Origin of the sequence: Vibrio sp. 1F253 (assembly GCF_041439295.1) — a bacterium.
Classification (GTDB): domain Bacteria; phylum Pseudomonadota; class Gammaproteobacteria; order Enterobacterales; family Vibrionaceae; genus Vibrio; species Vibrio tasmaniensis_A.
Genome location: NZ_JBGONU010000005.1, coordinates 1 through 24,349, shown reverse-complemented (window position 1 = coordinate 24,349; position 24,349 = coordinate 1). Strand labels below are relative to the sequence as shown.

The window sequence follows — 24,349 nt, the reverse complement described above, 5'->3', positions numbered from 1 at the left end:
GCTTGGTTTCTTCAGGGCTAAAACAGGCAGCGTTACACGATTTCAAGTTCAGTTGGGTACCCCATAACCCATCGGACCAACTTGTCATTTTTGAGTACTGCTCTAACTCGGTAAAACGAGTCTTGCTTTAACACTCATATACTTGACAAATAATCGGTAAACTTAAGAAGCATAGGTACTCATTAGTCGTATGAGTTCCTATGCTTAGAACTGGCGAGATCGGGTCAATAGCCAAATTAAATATATGCCACCAACAATACCCGTCATCCTGCCTATGGGCACGCTTGCTTGAAAAGGCAACCATTGAATTAAAACGTCCGCAGTTAAGACCAACAACGCGCCCATAAGGGCTGAGGAGAATAAGGATAATGCTCGCGACTTTCTCAATCGACCGACTAATTGAGGAGCAGCAAGGGCAATAAAGGCAATAGGCCCAGCAGCTCCTGTCGCGAATGCGGCTAAAACCACAGCAAAGAAAATCATAGAAAGACGGACTCGCTCAACTCGGATACCCAGCTGAGTTGCGATGTCATCCCCCATCTCTATCATGGCAAGCGCACGCTTTAGCATCATCATAAAAGGGAGGAGGAGAAATACCCCTATAAGTACAGGATAAACATGTGTCCATGTCCTAGCATGCAGTGATCCTGCAAGCCATAGATTAGCCAAAATAGCATTGTCCAAATTACCCTTAACTAACATCAGGCTGTTCAGCGCACTCAAAATGGACCCGATCCCAATACCAGTGAGTATTAGGCGATACCCTCCAACCACTCCTGCTTTTACCGCGAGTAAGTAAACGATAACGGCCGTAATTACTCCGCCGACTATCGCCGCGATTGCCACTTCTATTGCCCCTTGCTCAAACAAAACTATTTGAGCAATTGCACCGGTCGCAGCCCCCGTAGTGAAGCCAATGACATCTGGAGAACCAAGAGCATTTCTTGATACCGATTGAAATACCGCACCAGAAATGCCTAACGCAGCCCCAACAAAGACCGCAGTAAGAACCTTAGGTAGTCTTATGTTAAGAATTATTCGATCTTTTACGCCCCCCTCTTCAACCCCAAGAATGATATCGGCCACTTGAGGTAACGAGATATTAAACTTACCCAATGTCATGGAATAAGTTGCAATAGCGCAAACTGATATCAACAAAATCAATGCGACAAGTATATGAGACGGTTGATAACAGAAAGAAAACTGACCGAAGCGTACAACACTTCCCGAGCCAGAATTTTGAAGAGTGTAAGGCTCAATCATCATAGGGGAGATATCTTCCAACGTTTCACTAAGAATACAAAGAATGGCCCACCGATTAGAGCAATCATAATACCTACACTGATCTCATTGGGATACCCGACGATCCGGCCTAGTACATCGGCGACAACTGCCAGAATGGATGCAATCAGTAAAGAGAAAGGCATCAACCATTTATGATCAGGCCCCGCCGCCATCCTTGCAATATGAGGGGCAGTAAGACCAACAAAGCTGATAGGACCAGCCGCCGCAGTAGAGGTCCCCGCTAAAACCACAATAGCAATAGAAGCAAAACACCATATTTTGATCGGGTTAACACCTAAGGCGTGACCAATATCGTCCCCTAACGAGACAGTATCTAAGGCTTTACTTAATGAAAACGCGATTGCTAATCCAATGGCTATTAACATGGCTGCCGGGATCAAGACATCGTAACCTCGCCCTTGAAATGACCCCACAGCCCAATGTCTATATTGTTCAAACACCATTTCATTGCTGTTTATTGTGATCATATGAGTCAGTGCAAGCAACACAACCGACAAAGCAGTTCCCGCCAATACAACTCTTACAGGGTTAACCCCTTTATTTACCCCAGCAAGGGCAAAAACACCCGCTCCGGAAACAGCCGCCCCAAGTAAACCAAACCACATCACATAGGCCATATCATGGATGCCCAGAAAGGCTATCGCTGATACTATGGCAACTGTCGCCCCCGCATTGACACCGAGTATCCCAGGATCTGCTAATGGGTTACGAGTTAAGCTTTGCATGATAACGCCAGCAGCACCAAGCGCACCGCCAACAACTAAAGCTAACAAGGTGCGTGGAATTCGAAGGTGGACAACCAATAGATGATCACTGTTGGTTGGATCAAAAGAAAAAATCGCATCCAAAGTCACTACCGGCGATATGTAATGCGTGCCGATAAAAAGGCTAAAACACGAGGCAAAAAATAACAACACGACTCCCGCTATCAGCCATCGTCGTCGTTGTCGTTGTCCATTTCTTATCTGTTCAAATGCTTCTGCAGGACTAGCAATACTTGTCATCACGGACATCCTTTACCCATTTTCCATTTACCATTGGCATTAACCATTAGCCATTAACCTGCATTTGTATCTCGTTCAAAAAGCTGAACAATGTCGTTAACGATTTCAGTAGCACTATACATATCGATACGAAATGAATTTTCACCTAAACCAAAGACTTGTTTATTCCGGACGGACGGAAGGTTGATCAGGATTGGGTCGTGCATAAATCGATTAGCGCTATCATCACTCGCTTCTAGCAAAAATGTTGTATCAGCTTTAAGTTGAGTCAGCAGTTCAAAGTGGACTCGCATAAAATCTGATAAAGGCACGGTGTTGTCATGCCATTGACGATTTTGCACTTCCATTTTGAAACCGAGGTCAATGAGCAAGTCGGCATGAACGCCGTCCTCTAATGCGATAGCATTGGTTGCTCCAGGTCCAAAATACGCCACAATATTGGTTTCGCCTTCTGGTATCTGTAGCTTGTTTTTACTCTGGTTAACGAACAACTCAAACTGGCTAATTTTTTGTTGGGCTTGTTCTTCTAACCCTGTCGCCTGTCCAAGCCTCAAAGCCAAGTCTTGCCATGATTGTGCGGTGTAATCCAAAATAATGGTTGGTGCTATTTGCTTAAATTCAGCTATTTGATCTCTCGCCGAATCACCACCGCGCCATGCTACAACAAGCAAATCAGGTTCATAGATATAGGCAGACTCTAAATCAACGCTGCCGGCAGGCCATGCCTTTTCCACGCTTCTCTGTTCAGCAATATCTGCCCATTGACTAAAAAACTTTCCTTCATAAGTGAGTGCTGTTGCGGCTAAAGGAGCATCAATAGCCAGTAGCGTTCCGCTAATCGTCACCGAGGTAGAAAGGATTCGAGTCGGTTTAGATGGGATCACTGTCTGTGAGCCATCCGCATTGACGAAAGTCTTGGGATAAGTATTTTGATATGTCATTTCGGTTTCTGCGAAAACAGAAGCCGAAGCTGAAATCAAAAAAACAACAACGAACTTAAACATAATATTGATTTTAAAAATTACATTGATTCTCATTTACTACTTGCACTTCATTTAGTCTGAGTTTAATTATTAAGATGGACTTGCTGTGGTGATTACTAAATCAGAAAAATCATGGCTGAAACATCTATCGAATAACTTCAATAAAGCTGATTAGTACTCTTCATCCATAACTTCATGACGTTCATCATGGTACGCTTCTTCATCCTTACCTCGTTTCCAGTAAGGAATCGCATACATATCTTTTTTAGACAGCTTGTACTCTTGTTTAAGCGCTTTACGACACGCAATCACGCTTTCATTTTCACCCGCAATGAAAGCCGAAAGCGAGTGAGATCCATTCGGTGCAATTAAGCCGGAAATAGCTTCGCTCAATAGAGATTGATCGCTATTTTCGTCTCTAATTAGCCACTTCAGAACCAGACCTTGCGGATGCTGAATATCATGCTTATCTGCGGCATCCTCTATCTCGATAAATACATAGCCTTGAGTGTCAGAGGGAAGGCTCTCCAAAATCGCACTAATGGCTGGTACTGCTGTTAAGTCTCCCGCAATAATATGCCAATCTGCGGGTTCAAGTAATGGGTCAGGCCCAGCAGGACCTACAAGGCCAATTTGGAAACCTTGTTCTGCTTTAATTGCCCACCCGCCGCCGGGAGAATCGGTTCCGTGGATCACGAAATCGATATCAAGCTCATTCACATCAGCTCGATACTTTCTTACGGTATAGGCTCGGGGCACGGGTTTATGCTCAGGCCAAATCACAGTTTCACCTTCTCGGTAAGGTAACTGCAATATCCCACTAGCTCTATTGGGGAAAAACACTTTTATGTGTGTACCATTTTGATCTTCAGGGAACCCTTTTAAAGAGTCGCCCGTAACAGTTACTCGCAGTAGATGCTTTGAGATCTTCTCCTTACGAACAAAGTCCAACAACATCGGATGTAAACGCACTGGTTGATCGCTCATCAATTTTCCTCTTAAAGAGATCTACAGTATTGAGGGGAAAGCATGACTTTGGTGGGAGCCTCTCCTAATGTTCAGAGTTTTACTCATAGGGTCTTCGCCACTTTCCATGCTAATGATTTCAAAATAAACGCCTTGTTTTGAGCAAGGCGTTTTCTTATATCTAACCGATTAGAAGTACAATTGTACTGAACCACCAATTTGGCGAGGTGCTTGCTTCGTAATATCGTCTCCACCAAAATTGAATGTTTCTTTTTCAGAATCAAACAAGTTTGTAGCGAATAAAGACATACGTCCGTTAGTAAACACATAGGCAACTTGTGCATTTGCAACCCAGTAAGCATCAATACTCTGGTTAGCTGAGTTTTCAACGTCACTGAAGTAATCTCCAGTGTAATTCGCATTACCACTCAATTCGAAATTCTCAGCAAACATGTATAAAGCACCGAAGCTTGCCGTCAAAGAAGGGGCTCGAGCGAGTTCTTTTGAGCTATTAGCATGATCTTTGTAACTTGTTTTCAACAAACCAAGTGAAGCCAATAGTTCTAGGTTTGATGTCGTTAACCAACGGCTTCCTAGTTCTGCACCGTAGGTATATGCTTCATCAACATTATCAACTTTCACATCACCTTTTGATGAAGTCTCCAGAACTTGGAAATTATCGTAGTCGTTGTAGAAGACGTTAGTTGTTAACTCAAGTTCATTATCTAGCAGACTATGGCGAGTGAAGAATTCATAGTTCCAAACGTATTCGTCTTCGTACGTATATGAAGAAAATGCCCACGTTTTGTTATTGAAGCCAACGCCGCCACCTCCAGAGTTAAAGCCCTTAGCTGCTCGGATACCCACGGTTTGGTCTGATTCAGGCTTATAGGCAACTTCAAGCTTGGGAAGGAATACATTTGATGTTTCATCATAATCTAAGCCAAAACGACCCGGGGCAACATAGCGTTTTTTGCTTTCGCGTTCGAATCGCCCTGCCGCTACAACTTCGATGCTCGGCATCACCAAGTACGTCACTTCAGCGAATGCCGACATAGCACGGTTTTTGCCTTCCATTGGTATAGATGACCCAGTCTGTTCAAATACATCGTCATCTTCAGATTTGAAGTAGCGTAAACCAAACAAACCAGAGAGATCTTCGCTAAGGGAATCAAATCGAACCAAAGGCTCTATTTGGAACTCATTACCTTTGGATTTGAAATCCTGCTTTCTGCCTGCAGGGTCAGTGATTCGGTCGTAAGTGCGATCGGTGTAGATCAAATTATTTTCAAACACTAACGTATCTGAGATGTCATAAGATACATCCCAAATGCCGCTTGTTGACTGAGTTTCGTAAACAGCTCTATTGATCTTTGTTTGTTGAGATTCAGATTGAGGTCCCACAGTATCCATATGGGCAATCGTTAACGTGGTTTTGAACCCAGGAAGGCCTGCTGGCTCTAGCAAAAATTTACCACGAGCTGTCGTCATTTCAATGCGATTAGGGTCACCGACTGGTTCATAAGCAGTAAGGTCTGCGTAACTACTGCGTTTTTGTTGATCAACACTCAATCTGAAGGCCAGTTGATCTTCTAGTATTGGCGCCGAGATAACCGCTGCGGTTTGAGAATAGTCTTGCTGACCAATAGCAGCCTTTACTTTGCTCTCAAAATCGTAAGTCGGGTCATTAGATTTTAAAACGATAGCACCCGCAGATGCATTTCGGCCTTGAACGTAGCTTTGCGGTCCAAGATAAATTTCCGCTTGCTGCATATCCCATAAAGAACGAGGGCCAAACGCAACTTCAGAATAGCTGAGTGAACGTCCATCAATTGAAAGGTTCAACCTTGGCACGGAGCCACCAAAAGCAGCCAACCCGCCAATAGAAGGTCCAGAACCATCAACACCACGAATCGATGGTAGGTTATTACCCTGCCCTGAATCCACAATGTTTGGTGTTAACTGCAGCAGATCGTCGACCTCAGATGCGCCTGGAGTACTCGCGATACGATCTTCATCATACACATGCACGCTTGAGCCTGTATCATAAATCGAACGTTCTATTTTTTCGCCATACACGGTAACTTCAAAAGTAGTTTTGTCTTCGTTAATGGTAGTTTCATTATTATTGTTTGTCGCTGCAAAAGCTTGACCACTTACACTAAGTCCCATGATGATTGCAGATAAGGTGCGAAATTTGAATCTGCTATTTCCTAGCTCATTCACTGTCGCGGGGCGTAATGCTGTCATTTAAAATTCTCCTTGATTAAGCATTAACTTTAGGTGGGCTCATGTAACGGCATTTATAATGAAAACTAGGGAAGACATTCAAAAGGTGTTGAAAACGCAACAACTCAAAATGAGTATAAGCTGTACTTCCTTAGCTCCTTATTGACCACTGCTTTAATACATGAGCCAAAATTCCGACTGAAAACCGTCACATTGAACAAGCCCTAAGTCACTCAACGAATAAATTGAAAAATGATTTCCCTTTCAATGACCTGACGAATTTTCAACCGTACCTTATCGGTTGCATATTTAAATGTAAAGCATTCTCATTTAATATTGATAATAATTATCACTGGCATTAATTAACTTGAATTGAGAATTCTGATTTTTGATGGTTCGAGTACCTAACGAGACGCCCTATTCATGAAGAAGGGAAGAAAAATTAAAAATAAGACAGTATTAAGCTTATGTAGAGTTAATCTGAGACAGAGTTAAGAGCTTTAGAGAGGTACTTGAGCAAATGATTAGCAGGCTGAGTACGTAATCCTACTCATCTCTTGAATAGTTAAGCGGTAGCCTGCAATTCCGCTATCACTGACACCAATAATCGAATATTGCTCTCCTGCTAAAGCGCTCGTGCGGACTGACCATCTCGCTGATACTGGCTCGTGAACACTCTGTCTCAGACTTACCATGTCCATAAAAATCAGGACTTATTAACTGATAGCTATTACTAATAGTGGTATTTGCTACGATTGGTACATATCTAATGCAAACAGCAGCTACTAGTCAGACTAGATAGAGGCTAATATTAAGATACAAAAAAACCAGCACTGCGGCTGGTTTTTTTAATGATGACAAATGCACCACATTATAAAGACTGCAGAGTTATAAATATTGGATTATTTATAACCTCACGTCATTAGATTAAGCGTTGCCTTTCACTTGCACGTTAAGCTGCTCAGCAAAATCTAGCATGCGGTTCAATGGGATAAGGGACTTCACGCGCAGTTCGTCAGAAACGAAGATCTCGTGTTGCTCGCCACCATTCTCAAGCGCATTTTCAATCGCTTCAAGGCCGTTCATTGCCATCCAAGGGCAATGCGCGCAGCTTCGACAAGTTGCACCGGCACCTGCTGTCGGCGCTTCAATCAGCTCTTTTTCAGGAACCAGTTGCTGCATTTTGAAGAAGATACCTTTGTCTGTCGCGACAATCATCTGTGGATGAGGCAGCTCTTTTGCTTTCTTGATCAGTTGACTTGTTGAACCAACAGCGTCAGCCAGTTCAACCACGCTTGCTGGTGATTCTGGGTGAACCAAAATAGCCGCTTCTGGGTATACTGATTTCATTTTTTTCAAAGCATCAGCTGAGAACTCATCATGAACAATACACTCACCTTGCCAAAGCAACATGTCAGCGCCAGTTTGATTTGCGATGTAAGAGCCTAGGTGACGGTCTGGGCCCCAAATAATGGGTTTGCCTTCAGCGTCTAGGCTTTCAACGATTTCTAAAGCGATGCTCGACGTAACTACCCAGTCTGCACGAGCCTTAACAGCCGCAGAGGTATTCGCGTATACAACCACTGTATGGTCAGGGTGAGCATCACAAAATTCTGTAAATTTGTCTGCAGGACAGCCAAGATCAAGAGAACATTCAGCTTCTAGTGTTGGCATTAGAATGCGTTTTTCAGGTGTAAGAATCTTTGCTGACTCCCCCATAAAACGAACGCCAGCGATGATCAAAGTGCTTGCAGAATGGCGGTTACCAAACTTAGCCATTTCTAATGAATCGCCAACAAAACCACCAGTTGCTTCAGCCAGGGCCTGAATTTCAGGATCTGTGTAGTAGTGTGCAATTAGAACTGCATCTTTTTCTTGAAGTAGTGTTTTGATGTTTGCGATGTGTGCCTGCTTCTGAGCGTCGCTCAGTGGAACTGGCTTAGGCGGAAACGGGTAAACTGTATCGATTTTATCTAGTATATGACTCATTGCTCTTGCTCTACGCAACTTCTTCCGAGAATTAGAGTATTCTACACAGGACAGCGATTGGGATCAAAAAGGATTGGTTGCAAGCGGTGACTAGCTAATACTTAAAACGCATAAACAAGGTGATGCGTTGGCGTCACAAACCTACTGAGTAAATATTAAAAGGAAGTAAGCAGGTATAAAAAAGAGGTACCTGAGCACCCCTATTTTGTTTTATAAGTGGGTTTTAGCCACTTTAGCCGAAGCACTGTTTGGGTACTCGGTTACAACTTGCTGGTAATATTTCTTAGCTTGCGTCGCGTTGTTGTTACGCGTAGCTATGTCACCAAGCTTAACCAGAGCATCAGAGCGCTTGTTAGAGTCTTTGTATGACACAACAGCGGCAAAGCTCTTCACAGCTTCCTTATCTTGCTTTTTAGCGAAATAAAGCTGACCTAACCAATAATGGGTGTTAGGCGTGAAGGTCGAGTCTGGGAAGTCTTTTTGAAACTTTTGGAATGCTGCAATAGCACCCGTGTAGTCTCGCTGCTTTAGAATCATATCTACAGCATTCTGATAAGCTGTTTGCTCATCAACATCAGTACTGAACGTACCAGAAGCATCCTTAGAGCCTTCGCTCGCTGCTACTGCTACCGTTGCTGTTCCTGCTGCTTTCACCTCGCCTCTCACACGATCCAGTTCAATGAACAATTCACGTTGGCGCTCGAGCATTTGTTTCATATCGTAGCTGTTTCGCTCCAACTCACCACGAAGTTCACTGATCTCCAGTGACATATCGTCGATTTGCTGCTGCATTTGAAGCTGAACGAGATTACGATTTTGAAGCAAGCGCTCTAAACGCTCAATATCTGATTCGTTAGATGCTGATCGAGAGGAAGATGATGAATTTGTTGCGGTGCTATTGAGATCGGATACTGGAGCTGGTGCAGCGAACGTAGTGTTCGCTGCACTTGCCAGTAACGAAAGCAAAATGACTCGCTTTGTGTTACTGAACATGAGGCAATTCCTCAATTATATAGCCTACTGAAATTAGTAAACTAGTACTGCACGACGGTTTTTAGCGTACACATCTTCAGATTGACCTAGAAGAAGTGGCTTCTCTTCACCGTAGCTTACGATAGAGATTTGGTCTGCTTGAACACCTAGAGCTTGTAGGTATTTCGCTACAGCTTGTGCACGACGCTCACCAAGTGCGATGTTGTACTCAGGAGTACCGCGCTCATCAGCATGACCTTCAACAGTAACGTTCATATCAACGTTCTTAACTAGGTATGCTGCGTGAGCTGCAAGCATTTCTTCGTAGTCGCCAGCGATAGTAGAGTTATCGAATGCGAAGTAGATTGTTTGAGTTTCGCGTAGCGCTTGCTCTTTAAGCTCTTGCTCAGACAGTTGACCGTTAGCGTCAATTGGCGTTACAACAGTTGTATCTACGTTACCTTCTGAACCTGAAGTTGTTTGGTTGCTTTCTGTGCCAGATGTTGCAGAAGTTGCTTCATCAGTTGAGCTACATGCCGTTACTGCCATCACTGGTAGTGCAATCATCAAGCCTTTAAGAACTTTGTTAAGTTGCATCTTTTTTTCCTTACGTTATCAAACTTAGTTTCTACAGCTACTAAGTGCTATAGATAGTTAAATGCCACAATAGTTAACACTATCAATAGCTAAAAGAATGTATCAAATCGACTAGAGAAACGGTGACCACGAAGGTGCTCTTACGCGTCCGTTCGTTGCTGGTAATCTAGCCTTAAAACGACCATCGATAGAAACCATCGATAGTACGTTTGTTTTGTTGTAAATAGAGCTATAGATAACCATACCTCCATTCGGTGCAATACTTGGAGATTCATCTAACAATGTTTTTGTTAGCACCTGAACCGCACCAGTTTCCAAATCTTGTTTAGCCAAGTTAAAACCCGAGTTGCTGCGATTAACCATAATCAGGAATCGTCCGTCAGGGGTGATCTGGCCACCTAAGTTCTGGCTACCTTGCCAAGTAATACGAGATGTCGAATTATTTGACAAATTTACATTATAAATCTGTGGTTTACCACCACGATCAGATGTGAAAATTAGAGACTTGCCATCTGGGTGCCAGAATGGTTCAGTATTATTAGAACGGCCGCGGGTAATTTGAGTCAGCTTACGGCTAGCAAGGTCGAGTGTGTACACCTGAAGACTGCCTGTTTTCGACAATACCAACGCCAATGTTTTACCATCTGGCGAGAATCTTGGCGCACCATTATGACGAGGGTATGACGTCACTTTCTCGCGCTCACCCGTATAAATATTCATTATGAATATTTCAGCTTGGCCATTTTGGAAACTCACATACGCAAGCTTCTTACCGTCTGGCGACCATGCTGGTGACATAAGAGGCTGCTTAGAACGAAGCACCAAACGCTCGTTAAAGCCGTCGTAGTCAGCAACACGAAGCTGGTACGGGTATTTGTCTTTGTCGTTCACAACTACGTAAGAAATACGCGTTAGAAACGCCCCTTTCTCACCCGTTAGCTCTTCATACACTAAATCAGAGATTCGGTGTGCGTACTCTCTCAAGCGTTTACCAGGCACTGTCGCTTTCTTGTTGAACAGCACATGATCTTTAGAAAGTACTAATTGGCCTTCATCGCTTAGTGCACGGCTTTGCCCTTTAGTCAGTTGACCACGGACAATGTCGATCAGTTGGTAGTTCACCACATACTGCCCTTCGGCATTTTTAGTGATGCTACCGGTTAGCAGTGAATCAACACCTAGGTTAGTCCAAGCATCAAAATTCACCTCGGTTTCGCTGTAAGGCGTTTGAGGCATTTTACTTGTCGCAACTGGGCTGAATTTACCACTGCGTTGCAAGTCAGAAGCGATAACTGCTGACACATCGTGCGGCAATGGTCCTGCGCCTTCCCAACGGAAAGGAACAATAGCGATAGGTCGTGCAGAGTTAATACCGTCTGTAATAACAATTTCTAATTTTGCAAAAGCAGAGCTAGAAAAAATACATGCCATAACAAACAGGCTCTTGAAAAAGTTACCTTTAAGCATAAGTTATCCATTTCTCATTATGGGATGAACCGAAAGTCAAAATCTCGGAATATTTGTTGTAATGATGAGTCTTGTGGAAAATCGAACTCTCTCGCTTTAACTGTAGCAGCCTGTGCTGCTGAGCAAAGCTGGCGATTTCCGCTAACTACCGAAACCCTTCTCACTACAGCTTTATTACCACCAGTTGGTGTCAACTGAATGTTAAGAACACACTCTTGACCACGGAAGGAGTCTTCCATCAAGAGGTTTCGTTGTACTGTTTGTTGATAAATTGATATATATCGAGCCTTTTCATCTTCTAAATGCTGGTTCAAAGCAGTGTTGTTATTGCTTTGTTCAGTCTCCAGTCCAGCAAAGATATCGTTCAATGCCGCTTCTTGCTGTTTACGCTCTTTCTCCGCTCTTGCTGCAGCTTCTTTCGCTTTACGGGCTTTTTCTGCTGCGGCTGCCGCTTCTTTTTCTTTCGCTATACGTTGTTTCTCAGCACGCTCAGCGGCTTCTTTTTCTTTACGAGCTTTTTCAGCGGCCTCTTTCGCGGCTTTTTCTTTCACCACGCGTTCTTGTTCAGCTTTAGCAATGGCCGCTTCTTTTGCCTTGCGTTCTTTTTCTGCTTTCACAACCGCGGCTTCTTTCAACTTACGATCAGCTTCTGCTTTAGCGGCTTTCTTTTTCTCTTGTTTTAAGCGAGCCTCTTCAACTTTACGTTGCTTTTCATTTTCAACTCGACGCTTTTCCGCGTCGCGAGCCGCTTTGGCTTCTTTAGCTTGCTTTTCTTTCAGCTTTCGAATGTTCTCTTCTTCAGCTTTACGATTTTTTTCAAGTCGTTCGCTTTCACGTCTTAGTTTATCTAAACGCTCTTGCTCTTTTTTGCTCGCCGCTTCTCTTTGTTGACGAATCTGTTGAGCTTGCTGGCGAACCAACTGAGGATCAATCACCACAGCTTGAACCATCTGCCCTGTAGGCTTTGGCTCGGACATGGTGAAATCCGCTCCCCAAATGAGCGCAACGAATAAAACGACGTGCAGCCCAAGAGAAATAAGAAGCGGTGACCTAAAATTATTGGATTTTTTATTATTCGCTTTCATGAATGCTACGGAGCTATTCCCTTATATCCGTTAAAAGGCCAACCTTTGGCACACCTGCACGGCTTAATTCATCAAGTAAGATAACCACTTCAGCGTAAGGCGTTGCAGCATCACCGCCAACCGCCACTGGAGAATTTGGGTTCAGAGACAGTTCCGCCTTCACTCGGACGACAATATCTTCCAGAGACAAGCCTCGCTGAACCTCTTCGTTATTAACGCTCAAACCAAGCTCACCATCTTTGTTCACTTCAACGATAATAAAGCTCGCATTGTCGTCACCCAATAGATCTTGTGCAGACTGAGCCGTTGAAGCCTTAGGCAATTCAACATCTACGCCTTGAGTAACAAATGGCGAAGTCACCATAAAAATGATCAGCAAAACAAGCATAACGTCGATGTAAGGTACAACGTTAATCTCTGCTGTCATTTTGCGTTTTTTAGGTTGGTATCCAGCCATCTATTATTCCCTGCCAGCCATCGCTTGACGGTGAAGAATGCTATGGAACTCTTCAGAGAAAGTCGCGTAGTTGTGCTCTAACTTACCAACTCGGCTGCTAAAACGGTTATACGCCATCACAGCTGGAATCGCCGCGAATAAGCCCATTGCTGTCGCGATCAGTGCTTCTGCAATACCAGGAGCAACCATTGCTAATGTCGCTTGCTTCACTTCACCTAATGCGATGAATGAGTGCATGATGCCCCAAACCGTACCAAATAGGCCGATGTATGGGCTGATAGAACCGACGGTTGCTAAGAAAGGTAAATTGGTTTCCAATTCATCAACTTCACGTGCAACTGCAACACGCATTGCACGACCTGTGCCTTCCATAATGAAATCTGGAGACGTTGCATTTGATTTTCGAAGGCGAGCAAACTCTGTGAAGCCGGCGTAGAAAATCTCTTCAGTACCAGAAAGTTCGTCTTTGCGCTTATTACTCTCTTGATACAATTTAGCGAGATCAACACCAGACCAGAACTTATCTTCAAACACTTCAGTTTGTTTAGTAGCTTGAGATAATACTTTGCTTCGTTTGATGATCATCGCCCAAGAAACAACAGACATGCCCATGAGAATTAGCATGACCATCTTAACTAGTAAGCTAGCTTCTAAAATTAGGCCTAAGATTGAGATTTCAGCAGTCACTATTCGTTAGCTCCGTGAGAATAAATGTTGGCATTGCTTTGGGTTTCATTTTTTGATTGTCGATACATGCTACCTTAACCATTGCTTTACACAATGCTTTGCCATCAGGATTTACGATCTCTTGACAGAAGACCAAGGTAGCTCGCTTCAACTCGTAAATATTTGTAATGACTTGTAAAGAATCATCAAGGCGCGCACCTTGAATAAAATCGATGTCCATATGTCGGACTACAAAACCGATATTTTGTTCTAACAAGACTTGCTGAGAGACGCCAATTGAGCGCAACATCTCAGTTCGAGCGCGTTCGAAAAACTTAAGATAGTTTGAATGGTATACAACACCACCTGCATCGGTGTCTTCGTAATACACTGTCACTGGCCACGTAAATGGCTTAGATAATCCCTGCAATTTGATACCACAATTCAAAACGATAAAGATCTCACTATAACCTAACTCCTTATCATTAATAGTATATCGCTGTGAATTTTTTGATTTAAGAGACGAAAAAAAAGGCCATCTGTATAAGATGACCTCTTTTTGGCTAAAAACCCAACAAGTATAAAGGTTCACGTCGTTATGAACCTAAATCCTTTGCCTTTTATAAAAGGCGCAGCACCGTTAGGTAGAGCAAAATAGTGAGTAAAACGTATGGGCTGAACAGTAACTGCCACATCCAAGCTCTCGGCTTAAATCCGATACCATAAACCATGCTTGAACATGCTGCCCAAATGAACATTGGCCCGATGATCGCATTAAAGCCACCGATGCTTGTCGCATACGCTTCAGGTTCCCACATCACTAAACCTACATGCATGAAACCCAATACTAGAGATAAAGTTCTTAACAGATTCTTATCCATTGGTTGATGCAGTTTAGCGATTTGCTCTGCGAGATTACTCACTGTCTTTATCCATCATTTCTGAATGCTCTAACCATAGAGCATTGATGATGCCGAATGCACATGCTAGAAGTACACCCAAAATCCATGCGAAATACCACATAAAATTTCTCCTAAGTTATTTAACTTCTAGCTTAGTAAGCTGAAACGTCGTTATCTTCGATGTGTTTCTTATCTAGACGACCGAACATTTTGTAGTATGTCCACGTTGTGTAGCCAAGAATCACAGGAACCATTATCGCCGCAACTCCAGTCATAAGACCAAGCGTTAGCTCACTTGCTGTTGAATCCCACATAGTCAAGCTATGGTTAGGGTTCCAGCTTGATGGCATTACGAATGGGAACATTGCAAAACCAGCCGTTAGAATAACACCAGCGTTAGATAGACTTGAGAACAAGAATGCGAAACCACCACGCTCAAAGCGAGATGCAATCACAGCAAGCAGTGGCATTACTACACCAAGAATCGGCGCAGCCCACATTGCTGGATACGTTTCGAAGTTTGTCATCCAAGCACCAACTTGAGGTGATACTTCTTTATTAAGTGGGTTTGAATCAGCAAACGTGTCTATCGTGCTTGTAATTACATAGCCTTCGATAGATTGAACCCAGAAACCACCGATAACGAACAGAGCAATAGCAATTAGGCCAGTGATCTGAGCAACGTTACGTGCGCGGCTGTGCAGTTCTTCTGTTGTCTTCATTTGAAGCCATGTTGCACCTTGCATAACGAACAACATCAGAGCCAACACGCCACATAGCAATGCAAACGGGTTTAGCAGAGCGAAGAACGTACCATGGTACTTAGACATCATCAGGTAGTTCAGCTCGAATGGAACACCTTGTAGTAAATTACCAAATGCTACACCGAAGATGATTGGCGGAACTGTGCCACTAAAGCAAAGTGCGTAGTCCCATGCCTTACGCCATTTTGGCTCTTCAATCTTTGAGCGGTAATCAAGCGCAAGTGGACGTAGCCAAAGTGCTGCTAGCGTCACGTACATTGCGAAGTAGAAACCAGAAAACGACGTTGCGTAAACCAATGGCCATGCAGCGAACAATGCACCACCAGCCGTAATTAGCCATACTTGGTTGCCATCCCAGTGAGGGGCAATAGTATTCAGCATAATACGACGTTCAGTGTCGCTCTTACCGATAACCGGTGAAAGAGCAGCAACACCCATGTCAAAGCCGTCAGTTACGGCGAAACCAACCAGTAGAACACCGATCAATACCCACCAAATAAGTCGTAAGCTTTCGTAATCAAACATAATATTCCCTCACTTATACTTCGACTGAACGGCTAACTTTGTCTTCAACAGAGTTATCGTTTTGTTCAAAGTGGTAACGGCCTGTCTTTAAGCTACTTGGACCTTTACGTGCGAATTTCAGCATTAGGTAAACTTCAGCAATCAAGAACACTGTGTACAGTGCAAGAATTGCAAATAGAGAAGTCCAAAGCTGTTCAATAGTCAGTGCTGATGCAGCAACGTTAACCGGCAGGATTTCACCAACCGCCCATGGTTGACGACCAAATTCAGCAACAAACCAACCTGCTTCAATCGCAATCCAAGGTAGTGGGATTGAGAATAGCGCCGCTTTAAGTACCCATGGTTTCTGTTCGATCTTCTGACGACACGTTTGAACAAACGCCGCACCGAATACAAACAGCATGATGAAGCCACAAGCAACCATCAGACGGAACGACCAGAATAGAGGCCAAACTGTTGGGATAGAATCATCCGCAGCCATTTGGATTTGGTCTTCTGTTGCATCAACAACGTCGTCTGTATAGCGCTTAAGAAGTAGTCCGTAACCTAGGTCACCTTTTACTTCATCAAATGCCGCTTTGTTCTCTTCTGAACGATCACCACCACGTAGCTTTTCAAGCAACTCATACGCATACATACCAGTACGAATACGATCAACGTGATCGTCGCGCAAGTCACGTAGTCCTGTTACTTCTGTATCAAAAGAACGTGTTGCAATAATACCCATAACGTAAGGGATCTTAATTGCGTAGTCTGTGTGCATGGTTTCTTGGTTTGGAACACCAAATACAGTGAACGCTGCCGGTGCTTCTTCAGTGTGCCATTCAGCTTCAATAGCTGCTAGCTTCACTTTTTGAACTTCACCAAGCTCGTAACCAGATTCATCACCTAGCACGATTACTGACAAGATTGCCGCCATGCCGAAAGATGCTGCAATCGCAAAAGAGCGACGAGCAAAGGCAAGGTCACGACCTTTAAGAATGTAGTATGAGCTGATACCAAGGATGAACATTGCACCCGTTGTGTAACCAGACGCTACTGTGTGTACGAATTTAACCTGTGCTACTGGATTTAGTACAACTTCAGCGAAGCTCACCATTTCCATACGCATAGTTTCAAAGTTAAATTCCGCACCCACTGGGTTTTGCATCCAGCCGTTAGCTACCAAGATCCAAAGCGCAGAGAAGTTAGAACCAAGTGCTACTAACCACGTTACCGCTAAGTGTTGACGCTTTGACAATCTGTCCCAACCGAAGAAGAAAAGACCAACAAAAGTAGACTCTAGGAAGAATGCAACAAGCGCTTCGATAGCCAGCGGAGCACCAAAGATGTCGCCAACATAGTGAGAATAGTATGACCAGTTAGTACCGAACTGGAACTCCATGGTTAAGCCTGTCGCTACACCAAGAGCAAAGTTAATACCAAACAATTTACCCCAGAACTTAGTCATGTCCTTGTAAATTTGCTTGCCAGTCATTACATAAACTGACTCCATAATGGCAAGTAGAAATGCCATACCTAAAGTCAGTGGAACAAATAGGAAGTGATACATCGCTGTAAATGCAAATTGCAATCGCGACAGATCAACAACATCAATCATGGTATCTCCTTTGTGTCGGCTGAATGACACTTGTGTGATTATTCACCGCAAAAATCCGTGTTAAAACAATTCGTGAGATTGTTATTACAAATTGAAATTTGTAGTAAAAACGTACCGTTATAGTTAGATTATTGTTAAGCATGAGCTAATATAGCTGGCGCTAATATTACTGGTAAAATCAGTATGTTTCAAAAGGTTTATAGGAGAACCTTGCGTTGATTTGTATCAATTTTATTCAAGCAAATTAGAGTTATTTTTGAACAGTTATGATTAAAATCACACCAATTATGTCTCTATTAATAGCAGCATATGATATCTGTGACAAAAGCTCAGCACTGCATCAACATATGAATTACAACTACCCATAAAGTATTAACAAAAAAACATAACAGCTTATGTCACTTTTTGTTACTCAATTCAAACGCGAAATCAAAGTTTTCATTTTTGAGGGAGCTATTCAGCTTTTTTTATCGACTCGCTCAAAGAGTTGTTATTCAATAGAAAGCAAAAAATCCCAGCGCTTATGCAACTGGGATCTTTAAAAATGAATAAATTAACGATTAGATGGTTTATCGATGCCGAAGTGTAAATACGCTCTGTCGGTCGCGATTCGACCTCTTGGCGTTCTTTGTAGATAACCTTGTTGAATCAAGTAAGGTTCTAACACATCTTCAATGGTATCTCTTTCTTCACCAATCGCCGCAGCCATGTTGTCTATACCAACCGGCCCACCACCAAACTTCTCCATAATCGCAAGCAAAAGCTTCCTATCCATGTAGTCGAAACCTTTAGCATCGACATCCAACATGTTTAGCGCTTTATCAGCAACCTCTGGGCAAATATGTCCATCGCCTTTCACTTCCGCATAGTCACGAACACGGCGCAGTAAACGGTTAGCAATACGTGGCGTACCACGAGCTCGACGAGCAACTTCTAACGCCCCTTGCGATTCCATAGAAAGACCAAGACAATCAGCACTTCGTTGAACGATGTTTTGTAAATCTTCAACTTTATAGTACTCAAGACGCTGAGTAATACCGAAACGGTCACGCAACGGCGATGTCAGTGAACCAGCACGAGTGGTTGCGCCAATCAAAGTGAAAGGAGGAAGGTCGATCTTGATAGAACGTGCCGCTGGGCCTTCACCAATCATGATATCTAATTGGTAATCTTCCATTGCCGGATACAGAACCTCTTCAACCACAGGACTAAGGCGGTGGATCTCATCAATGAATAGAACATCATTTTCTTCAAGGTTGGTCAGCAATGCCGCCAAGTCACCTGCTTTTTCCAATACAGGTCCTGAAGTGGTACGAATGTTCACATCCATTTCATTAGCAACAATGTTTGCCAATGTAGTTTTGCCCAAGCCTGGAGGACCAAATATCAACAGATGATCGAGCGCCTCATTACGCATTTGTGCTGCTTTGATGAAAATTTCCATCTGACCACGGACGTGATCCTGACCTTGATAGTCAGCCAGTGCTTTAGGGCGTATTGCACGATCAATGACATCTTCATCTTTGAATACTGGGTTGTCCGGTGCAATAAGGCGATCGGCTTCAATCATAAATTCTGCTATTCCTAACTATGCTCTTGTTGACTCTGCGCTTCTTGATTCTGTGTAAAGGCAAAGTGAATGAGTCTATTTTGTAGAACAAGTATATGAGGTATTAAACCATCGACTTTAGTGCTTCGCGAATCAATTGTTCACTTGTCATGCCATCTTTAGCCACTTGAGCAACAACTTTAGAGGCTTGAGTTGGTTTATAGCCTAATGCAAGTAGCGCACTTACCGCTTCTTCTTCCGCGTCGTGCACCGTTGGCATAGAGTCCATTGGCGCTGCATCTGTTGCAGGTGTAAACAGATCACCTGCGCCCCACCCTTTCAGGCGGTCTTTCATTTCAACAACAAGGCGTTCTGCCGTTTTCTTACCAACACCCGGCAGTTTAACCAGCGTAGAGATATCTTCTCGTTCAACGCTCTGAACGAATTGGCTAGCGGTCATGCCTGAAAGAATCCCAAGACCAAGTTTAGGGCCGACACCATTAGCTTTAATCACTTCACGGAACAAGGCACGCTCTTTAACCGTGTTAAAACCATAAAGTAGCTGAGCATCTTCACGTACCACAAAATGAGTGTAGATAATTGCCTCTTCGCCTACGTTTGGTAACTCATAAAAACAGCTCATTGGCATTTGAACTTCATAACCAACACCACTGACTTCAATCAATAACTCTGGTGGCTGTTTTTCTATTAATGTACCGCGGAGACGTCCGATCACAATTCACTCTCTTGATGGAATTTAATTTGAGGGACAGAATATAAAAGAACTGGATACTTATCCAGTTCTTTGTGTTTTTTGAAGTGAATAATTTAGGCTTGTTTGGCTTGCGAGACCACGCTGTTCAAGCTCGCGACCAATTCTTTAACCGAAGTCACATGACCTGTTAGCTCAGAACCATAATTAGCGACTAAGCCTGACACCGATTTAGTTTCTGCAACACTCTGCGCCACCTCTGAACTCGCGAGATCGAGCTCTTTTAACGAATTCATCTGCATTGCCATAATATTGGTGAGCTGATTAACATCTGTTGACATGGTTTGCACCTCGGAGATAATCCCGTTCATTTCATTGGCCGTGGTTTCAATGATTGCTCTACCATGCTCCACTTCCTCTTTATTTCGGTCTAACAAAGTTCGAATCTCTATCGCGGAATGACTGCTTTTCGCCGATAATTCTCGCACTTGATCAGCGACGACAGCAAACCCTCGTCCTTGCTCACCAGCACGAGCCGCTTCGATTGCCGCGTTGAGTGCTAATAGATTGGTTTGCTCAGCAACCGAAGTGATCAAATCAGCGACTTTCATTATCTCTTGATTACTTTGAATGATCTGACTGATTGCACTGGTTGACGCTTCTAGCGACTCTGAGCTCTTTTGCGCTTTTGTGCCAACCGCTTCGCTACGGTCTTTCAGTTCACCCACAAATGAATTGGATTCTTCGATGCCTTGAGTCATTTGATGGAGTTGTTGGCTCATCTCTTCTGCAGCGCTCGCTTGAGATTCACAATTGACATTCAACACTTCGACTTGAGCATGCAAGTCTTGTGACTGCTGATCTAAATGAACCGAAACACCTTGTAGGCTCTCTGAATTCGAATTGGCTTGGTCGAGCACGATAGAGAGCCGACCTTCACTTTGCGTCGCTTGGTTGGCAACGTGTTGGCTTTCTGAAATCGCATCCTCTGCCATTTCGATCGCCACCTCTTTTTGCTTAGCGGTAAAGGCTTGGGCAATGCAGATCACCACCAGCGGCATAATCACACCAGACCAAGTTTCTACCACTACCGCATCGGGGGTTAGCTCAAGTAGAGGAAATGCAAATCCATTGAGATGTGCTGAGGTCATCACTAATGAAACGCCGATAACCAGTCCACTCCACACCAAAGCCACAATTCGTGTTCCTGACAAGAAAAAAGCGACCACTAACAAAGGCACCCAATAAGCTTGAGTGGAAGCCACAACCCCACCACTTTGATAAATGATGTTCAACGCGTGTACCGCCATGCCGACAAAACCAAAGTTAAGTGCAAGGCTCGGCTTACTCGTCACACGAAGTAGCAGTGCAGAGATCAGTTCGAATACGATAAGAAATACAGATGTGGCGATCAGAAGTTGCTCTTCGTGCTTAGTCCACTTGATTAAGCTATAGACACCCACGAAGAATGCGATAAAAGTGAAGAGTAATAAGATATCGGCTTGTCTGACTTCGTTGTTACTCCACCCATTGTTTTTAGGTAGAAACAGCGCGCGCCACAGCTTGATTGGGTTCATCAGTGATCATCCTTGATTAACTTGTAAGACCTCCGACCAATGTTAATAACATGTTAAATGATACGCAATGTTATTATCTGGGTTATGTTCGAAAGATCTCATTTCATCAAGGATTTAGAGGCGTATTGTTTTGATATGAGCCAAACAGGGCGTGAGGCTCATCAATAGAATAAGTTTAAAAGGCAGAATTAGGAACTAACAATAGAATGAGATTTAACGGTAACGCCCTTTTCTTGCTCCCGTTGCTTTTCCTGCAAGTGCGACCAAGGTTTTATTGGTGTTAGCGTGAGTGATCGCTACGCCTAGAGCATCGGCTGCGTCGGCTTGTGGCTTAGCAGGTAGCTTGAGCATGCTCATCACCATGTTCTGAACCATCGACTTATCAGCGCCACCATTACCTGTCACCGCTTGTTTGATCAAACGAGCCGCATATTCATGAACGGGTAAATCCGCATTCACCGCTGCTACAATCGCACTACCACGAGCTTGTCCAAGCTTAAGTGCAGAATCAGCATTCTTCGACATGAAAACCTGCTCGATCGCAAACACATCTGGCTGAAACTGAGTGATGATTTCGCTCACGCCAGCGTAAATCTGTTTTAGTCGACCTGGCAGTTCTTTTTCGGAAGTACGAATACAACCACTACCTAAGTAATATAGATGGCGACCATTTTGACGAATCACGCCATAGCCGGTAATGCGAGAGCCAGGGTCAATCCCTAAGATAATAGACATAACTTCAATACTGATTATTTATACATGCTTTTCAGCTTAGTATATCGAACGCAAAAAAAAATGCCCGTCAAATTAACGGGCATTTTCTAATTTACTCACAAATCTTGGCTAATTAATTAAGAGCTCTCTATCAACTAGGATCTCTTCATCAACGAGAAAGATAACAGGCTTACGCTTGCTCTTTCTTCTCTGCCAATTTAACAGCGATTGCTAGCTCTTCCAGTGATGCTGGGTTTGCTAGGCTTGGCGCATCTGTTAGTAGACATGCTGCTGCTGTTGTTTTCGGGAATGCGATAACATCACGGATATTCTCTGTACCACAAAGTAGCATTGCTAGACGGTCAAGACCGAATGCTAGACCTGCGTGTGGTGGCGTACCGTACTTAAGTGCTTCAAGTAGGAAGCCGAACTTCTCTTGTTGCTCTTTAGCTTCAATACCTAGGATACCGAATACAGCCGTTTGCATTTCTGCGCTATGAATACGTACCGAACCACCGCCTACTTCGTAGCCGTTGATTACCATGTCGTATGCATCAGAGTTTGCTGCTGCTGGGTTCGCTTTTAGCTCTTCCGCGTTCACACCTAGTGGCGATGTGAATGGGTGGTGCATTGCGTGTAGGTTACCTTCGCCGTCTTCTTCGAACATTGGGAAGTCAACAACCCACAGTGGAGCCCATGCAGATGTGTCTGTTAGCTCTAGATCAGTACCTAGTTTAAGACGAAGTGCGCCCATTGCTTCAGCAACGATGCCCGCTTTGTCTGCGCCAAACAGAATGATATCGCCAGATTCAGCTTGAGTGCGATCTAGAATACCGTTGATTACGTCTTCGCTTAGGAATTTAGCAACTGGAGATTGAATACCTTCCATGCCTGCAGCACGGTCGTTAACCTTCATCCAAGCTAGGCCTTTCGCGCCGTAGATGTTTACGTGTTCAGCGTAACCGTCAATTTGCTTACGAGTTAGCTTAGCACCACCTGGAACACGGATAACCGCTACGCGACCTTTTTCGTCGTTAGCTGGGCCAGAGAATACTTTGAACTCAACGTCTTTAACTAAGTCAGCAACGTCCACTAGCTCTAGTGGGTTACGTAGATCTGGCTTATCAGAACCGAAACGACGAATCGCTTCAGAGAAAGGCATTACTGGGAATTGACCCAGTTCAACATCTAGAAGTTCTTTCCACATATCGTGAACAAGCTTCTCAGTCACGTTACGCACTTCTTGAGAAGTCATGAAAGATGTTTCGATATCGATTTGAGTAAATTCAGGCTGACGGTCAGCACGTAAATCTTCATCACGGAAACATTTAACGATTTGGTAGTAACGGTCAAAACCTGACATCATCAGCAATTGCTTGAACAGCTGAGGAGATTGAGGAAGTGCGTAGAAGCTACCTTTGTGAACACGGCTTGGTACTAGGTAGTCACGAGCGCCTTCAGGTGTCGCTTTCGTTAGTACTGGCGTTTCGATGTCTAGGAATAGGTTCTCGTCTAAGAAACGACGAACGAAGCTAGAAGCACGTGCACGAAGCTTGATACGGTCGCTCATTTCTGGGCGACGAAGATCGATGTAACGGTACTTAAGACGCTGCTCTTCAGAGTTCGTTTGGTTGAAGTCTAGTGGAAGCGCTTCTGAACGGTTGATGATCTCAAGGCCAGTTGCGTAAAGCTCAACTTCACCCGTCGCCATATCTTTATTTACTTGGCTGTCCGGACGAACGCGTACTTCACCAGTAAACTTGATACAGAATTCATTACGCAGTTGGTTAGCGATCGGGAAGATATCTTTCATATCTGGATCGACAACAACCTGAACGACGCCTTCACGATCTCGCATATCGATAAAGATAAGACCGCCTAAATCACGGCGACGGTTTACCCAGCCGCACAATTCTACAGTTTGTCCCGCCAGGGACTTGTTCAGGTTACCACAGTAATGGGTACGCATAATGAATTTCCCAATCTCTTAATTATTTACTAATTTCCAAGCTGTCAGTGGTCATTCCACACAACAGAGCAAAGGAACATTTATACGCGGAAACTCGCTTAAAATCGACCTTCCACATTCGAATTTATTGTGTTTTATCTGGCTTTGCTGATTTTTAGCCCATCAAGTGCGCAAAGATTCATCAAAACCGAAAAAATTGCGATAATTATATCTCGAAAGTACCTTAATCAGCAAAACTCTCGTAAAGTAGATTTTAGGGCGCGTTGACCTTTCGTGGTTAAATTTTGTTCGAGATAAAAGCGTTTTAATCGCGGCGA

22 protein-coding genes are annotated in these 24,349 nt (G+C 43.7%); all 22 read right to left on the bottom strand.

Features of this window, described 5'->3' with window-relative positions:
- Nucleotides 1-204: 204 nt before the first annotated feature.
- Nucleotides 205-1,266: a FecCD family ABC transporter permease gene (locus ACED28_RS04005; protein WP_371709337.1), complete on the bottom strand. Its 1,062-nt coding sequence runs from the start codon at nt 1,264-1,266 to the stop codon at nt 205-207.
- Complete coding sequence (locus tag ACED28_RS04000; RefSeq protein WP_371709336.1) at nt 1,263-2,309, bottom strand: FecCD family ABC transporter permease; 1,047 nt, start codon at nt 2,307-2,309, stop codon at nt 1,263-1,265. Before ACED28_RS04000 ends, ACED28_RS04005 begins: the two co-directional genes overlap by 4 nt.
- Nucleotides 2,310-2,362: 53 nt before the next feature.
- A complete protein-coding gene (gene fepB, locus ACED28_RS03995; protein ID WP_371709335.1) occupies nt 2,363-3,346 on the bottom strand; it encodes a Fe2+-enterobactin ABC transporter substrate-binding protein in 984 nt (327 codons plus the stop codon).
- A 117-nt stretch (nt 3,347-3,463) separates the two neighbouring features.
- Nucleotides 3,464-4,279: a siderophore-interacting protein gene (locus ACED28_RS03990; protein ID WP_012603634.1), complete on the bottom strand. Its 816-nt coding sequence runs from the start codon at nt 4,277-4,279 to the stop codon at nt 3,464-3,466.
- A 168-nt stretch (nt 4,280-4,447) separates the two neighbouring features.
- The gene (locus tag ACED28_RS03985) at nt 4,448-6,508 is read right to left on the bottom strand and encodes a TonB-dependent receptor (RefSeq protein ID WP_371709334.1); all 2,061 of its coding nucleotides are present in this window, start codon (nt 6,506-6,508) and stop codon (nt 4,448-4,450) included.
- Nucleotides 6,509-7,414: 906 nt separating this feature from the next.
- Complete coding sequence (gene nadA / locus ACED28_RS03980) at nt 7,415-8,476, bottom strand: quinolinate synthase NadA (protein WP_009846384.1); 1,062 nt, start codon at nt 8,474-8,476, stop codon at nt 7,415-7,417.
- A 210-nt stretch (nt 8,477-8,686) separates the two neighbouring features.
- Nucleotides 8,687-9,469 carry a tol-pal system protein YbgF gene (gene ybgF / locus ACED28_RS03975; RefSeq protein ID WP_009846383.1) on the bottom strand — a complete coding sequence of 261 codons (783 nt, stop codon included), beginning with the start codon at nt 9,467-9,469 and terminating at the stop codon, nt 8,687-8,689.
- 33 nt (nt 9,470-9,502) lie between these two features.
- The gene (gene pal / locus ACED28_RS03970; protein WP_009846381.1) at nt 9,503-10,045 is read right to left on the bottom strand and encodes a peptidoglycan-associated lipoprotein Pal; all 543 of its coding nucleotides are present in this window, start codon (nt 10,043-10,045) and stop codon (nt 9,503-9,505) included.
- Nucleotides 10,046-10,156: 111 nt separating this feature from the next.
- The gene (tolB, locus tag ACED28_RS03965) at nt 10,157-11,512 is read right to left on the bottom strand and encodes a Tol-Pal system beta propeller repeat protein TolB (protein ID WP_371694393.1); all 1,356 of its coding nucleotides are present in this window, start codon (nt 11,510-11,512) and stop codon (nt 10,157-10,159) included.
- 17 nt (nt 11,513-11,529) lie between these two features.
- Nucleotides 11,530-12,597 (bottom strand): cell envelope integrity protein TolA, encoded by a 1,068-nt coding sequence (gene tolA, locus ACED28_RS03960; RefSeq protein ID WP_371694394.1) that lies wholly within the window; start codon nt 12,595-12,597, stop codon nt 11,530-11,532.
- A 13-nt stretch (nt 12,598-12,610) separates the two neighbouring features.
- Nucleotides 12,611-13,054 (bottom strand): protein TolR, encoded by a 444-nt coding sequence (gene tolR, locus ACED28_RS03955; RefSeq protein ID WP_371709333.1) that lies wholly within the window; start codon nt 13,052-13,054, stop codon nt 12,611-12,613.
- A 3-nt stretch (nt 13,055-13,057) separates the two neighbouring features.
- Nucleotides 13,058-13,741, bottom strand: coding sequence for a protein TolQ (tolQ, locus tag ACED28_RS03950; protein WP_371709332.1), 684 nt, complete (start codon nt 13,739-13,741; stop codon nt 13,058-13,060).
- Nucleotides 13,731-14,168: a tol-pal system-associated acyl-CoA thioesterase gene (gene ybgC / locus ACED28_RS03945; protein WP_017104273.1), complete on the bottom strand. Its 438-nt coding sequence runs from the start codon at nt 14,166-14,168 to the stop codon at nt 13,731-13,733. Before ybgC ends, tolQ begins: the two co-directional genes overlap by 11 nt.
- A gap of 172 nt (nt 14,169-14,340) precedes the next feature.
- The gene (gene ybgE, locus ACED28_RS03940; RefSeq protein WP_371709331.1) at nt 14,341-14,643 is read right to left on the bottom strand and encodes a cyd operon protein YbgE; all 303 of its coding nucleotides are present in this window, start codon (nt 14,641-14,643) and stop codon (nt 14,341-14,343) included.
- Nucleotides 14,636-14,743 (bottom strand): cytochrome bd-I oxidase subunit CydX, encoded by a 108-nt coding sequence (gene cydX, locus ACED28_RS03935; protein ID WP_000270284.1) that lies wholly within the window; start codon nt 14,741-14,743, stop codon nt 14,636-14,638. The genes ybgE and cydX overlap by 8 nt, the downstream gene beginning before the upstream one ends.
- A 31-nt stretch (nt 14,744-14,774) precedes the next feature.
- Nucleotides 14,775-15,911, bottom strand: a complete 1,137-nt coding sequence (gene cydB, locus ACED28_RS03930; protein WP_371709330.1) for a cytochrome d ubiquinol oxidase subunit II — start codon at nt 15,909-15,911, stop codon at nt 14,775-14,777.
- A 13-nt stretch (nt 15,912-15,924) separates the two neighbouring features.
- The gene (gene cydA, locus ACED28_RS03925) at nt 15,925-17,511 is read right to left on the bottom strand and encodes a cytochrome ubiquinol oxidase subunit I (RefSeq protein ID WP_009846373.1); all 1,587 of its coding nucleotides are present in this window, start codon (nt 17,509-17,511) and stop codon (nt 15,925-15,927) included.
- 553 nt (nt 17,512-18,064) lie between these two features.
- The gene (gene ruvB, locus ACED28_RS03920) at nt 18,065-19,081 is read right to left on the bottom strand and encodes a Holliday junction branch migration DNA helicase RuvB (RefSeq protein ID WP_009846372.1); all 1,017 of its coding nucleotides are present in this window, start codon (nt 19,079-19,081) and stop codon (nt 18,065-18,067) included.
- Nucleotides 19,082-19,184: 103 nt separating this feature from the next.
- Nucleotides 19,185-19,796, bottom strand: coding sequence for a Holliday junction branch migration protein RuvA (gene ruvA / locus ACED28_RS03915; protein WP_017076435.1), 612 nt, complete (start codon nt 19,794-19,796; stop codon nt 19,185-19,187).
- A gap of 92 nt (nt 19,797-19,888) precedes the next feature.
- The gene (locus ACED28_RS03910) at nt 19,889-21,349 is read right to left on the bottom strand and encodes a methyl-accepting chemotaxis protein (RefSeq protein WP_371709329.1); all 1,461 of its coding nucleotides are present in this window, start codon (nt 21,347-21,349) and stop codon (nt 19,889-19,891) included.
- A 213-nt stretch (nt 21,350-21,562) separates the two neighbouring features.
- Nucleotides 21,563-22,084 carry a crossover junction endodeoxyribonuclease RuvC gene (ruvC, locus tag ACED28_RS03905; RefSeq protein ID WP_009846369.1) on the bottom strand — a complete coding sequence of 174 codons (522 nt, stop codon included), beginning with the start codon at nt 22,082-22,084 and terminating at the stop codon, nt 21,563-21,565.
- A gap of 169 nt (nt 22,085-22,253) precedes the next feature.
- On the bottom strand, nt 22,254-24,032 hold the full coding sequence (aspS, locus tag ACED28_RS03900; protein ID WP_122046860.1) for an aspartate--tRNA ligase: 1,779 nt from the start codon (nt 24,030-24,032) through the stop codon (nt 22,254-22,256).
- Between the last annotated feature and the right edge of the window lie 317 nt (nt 24,033-24,349).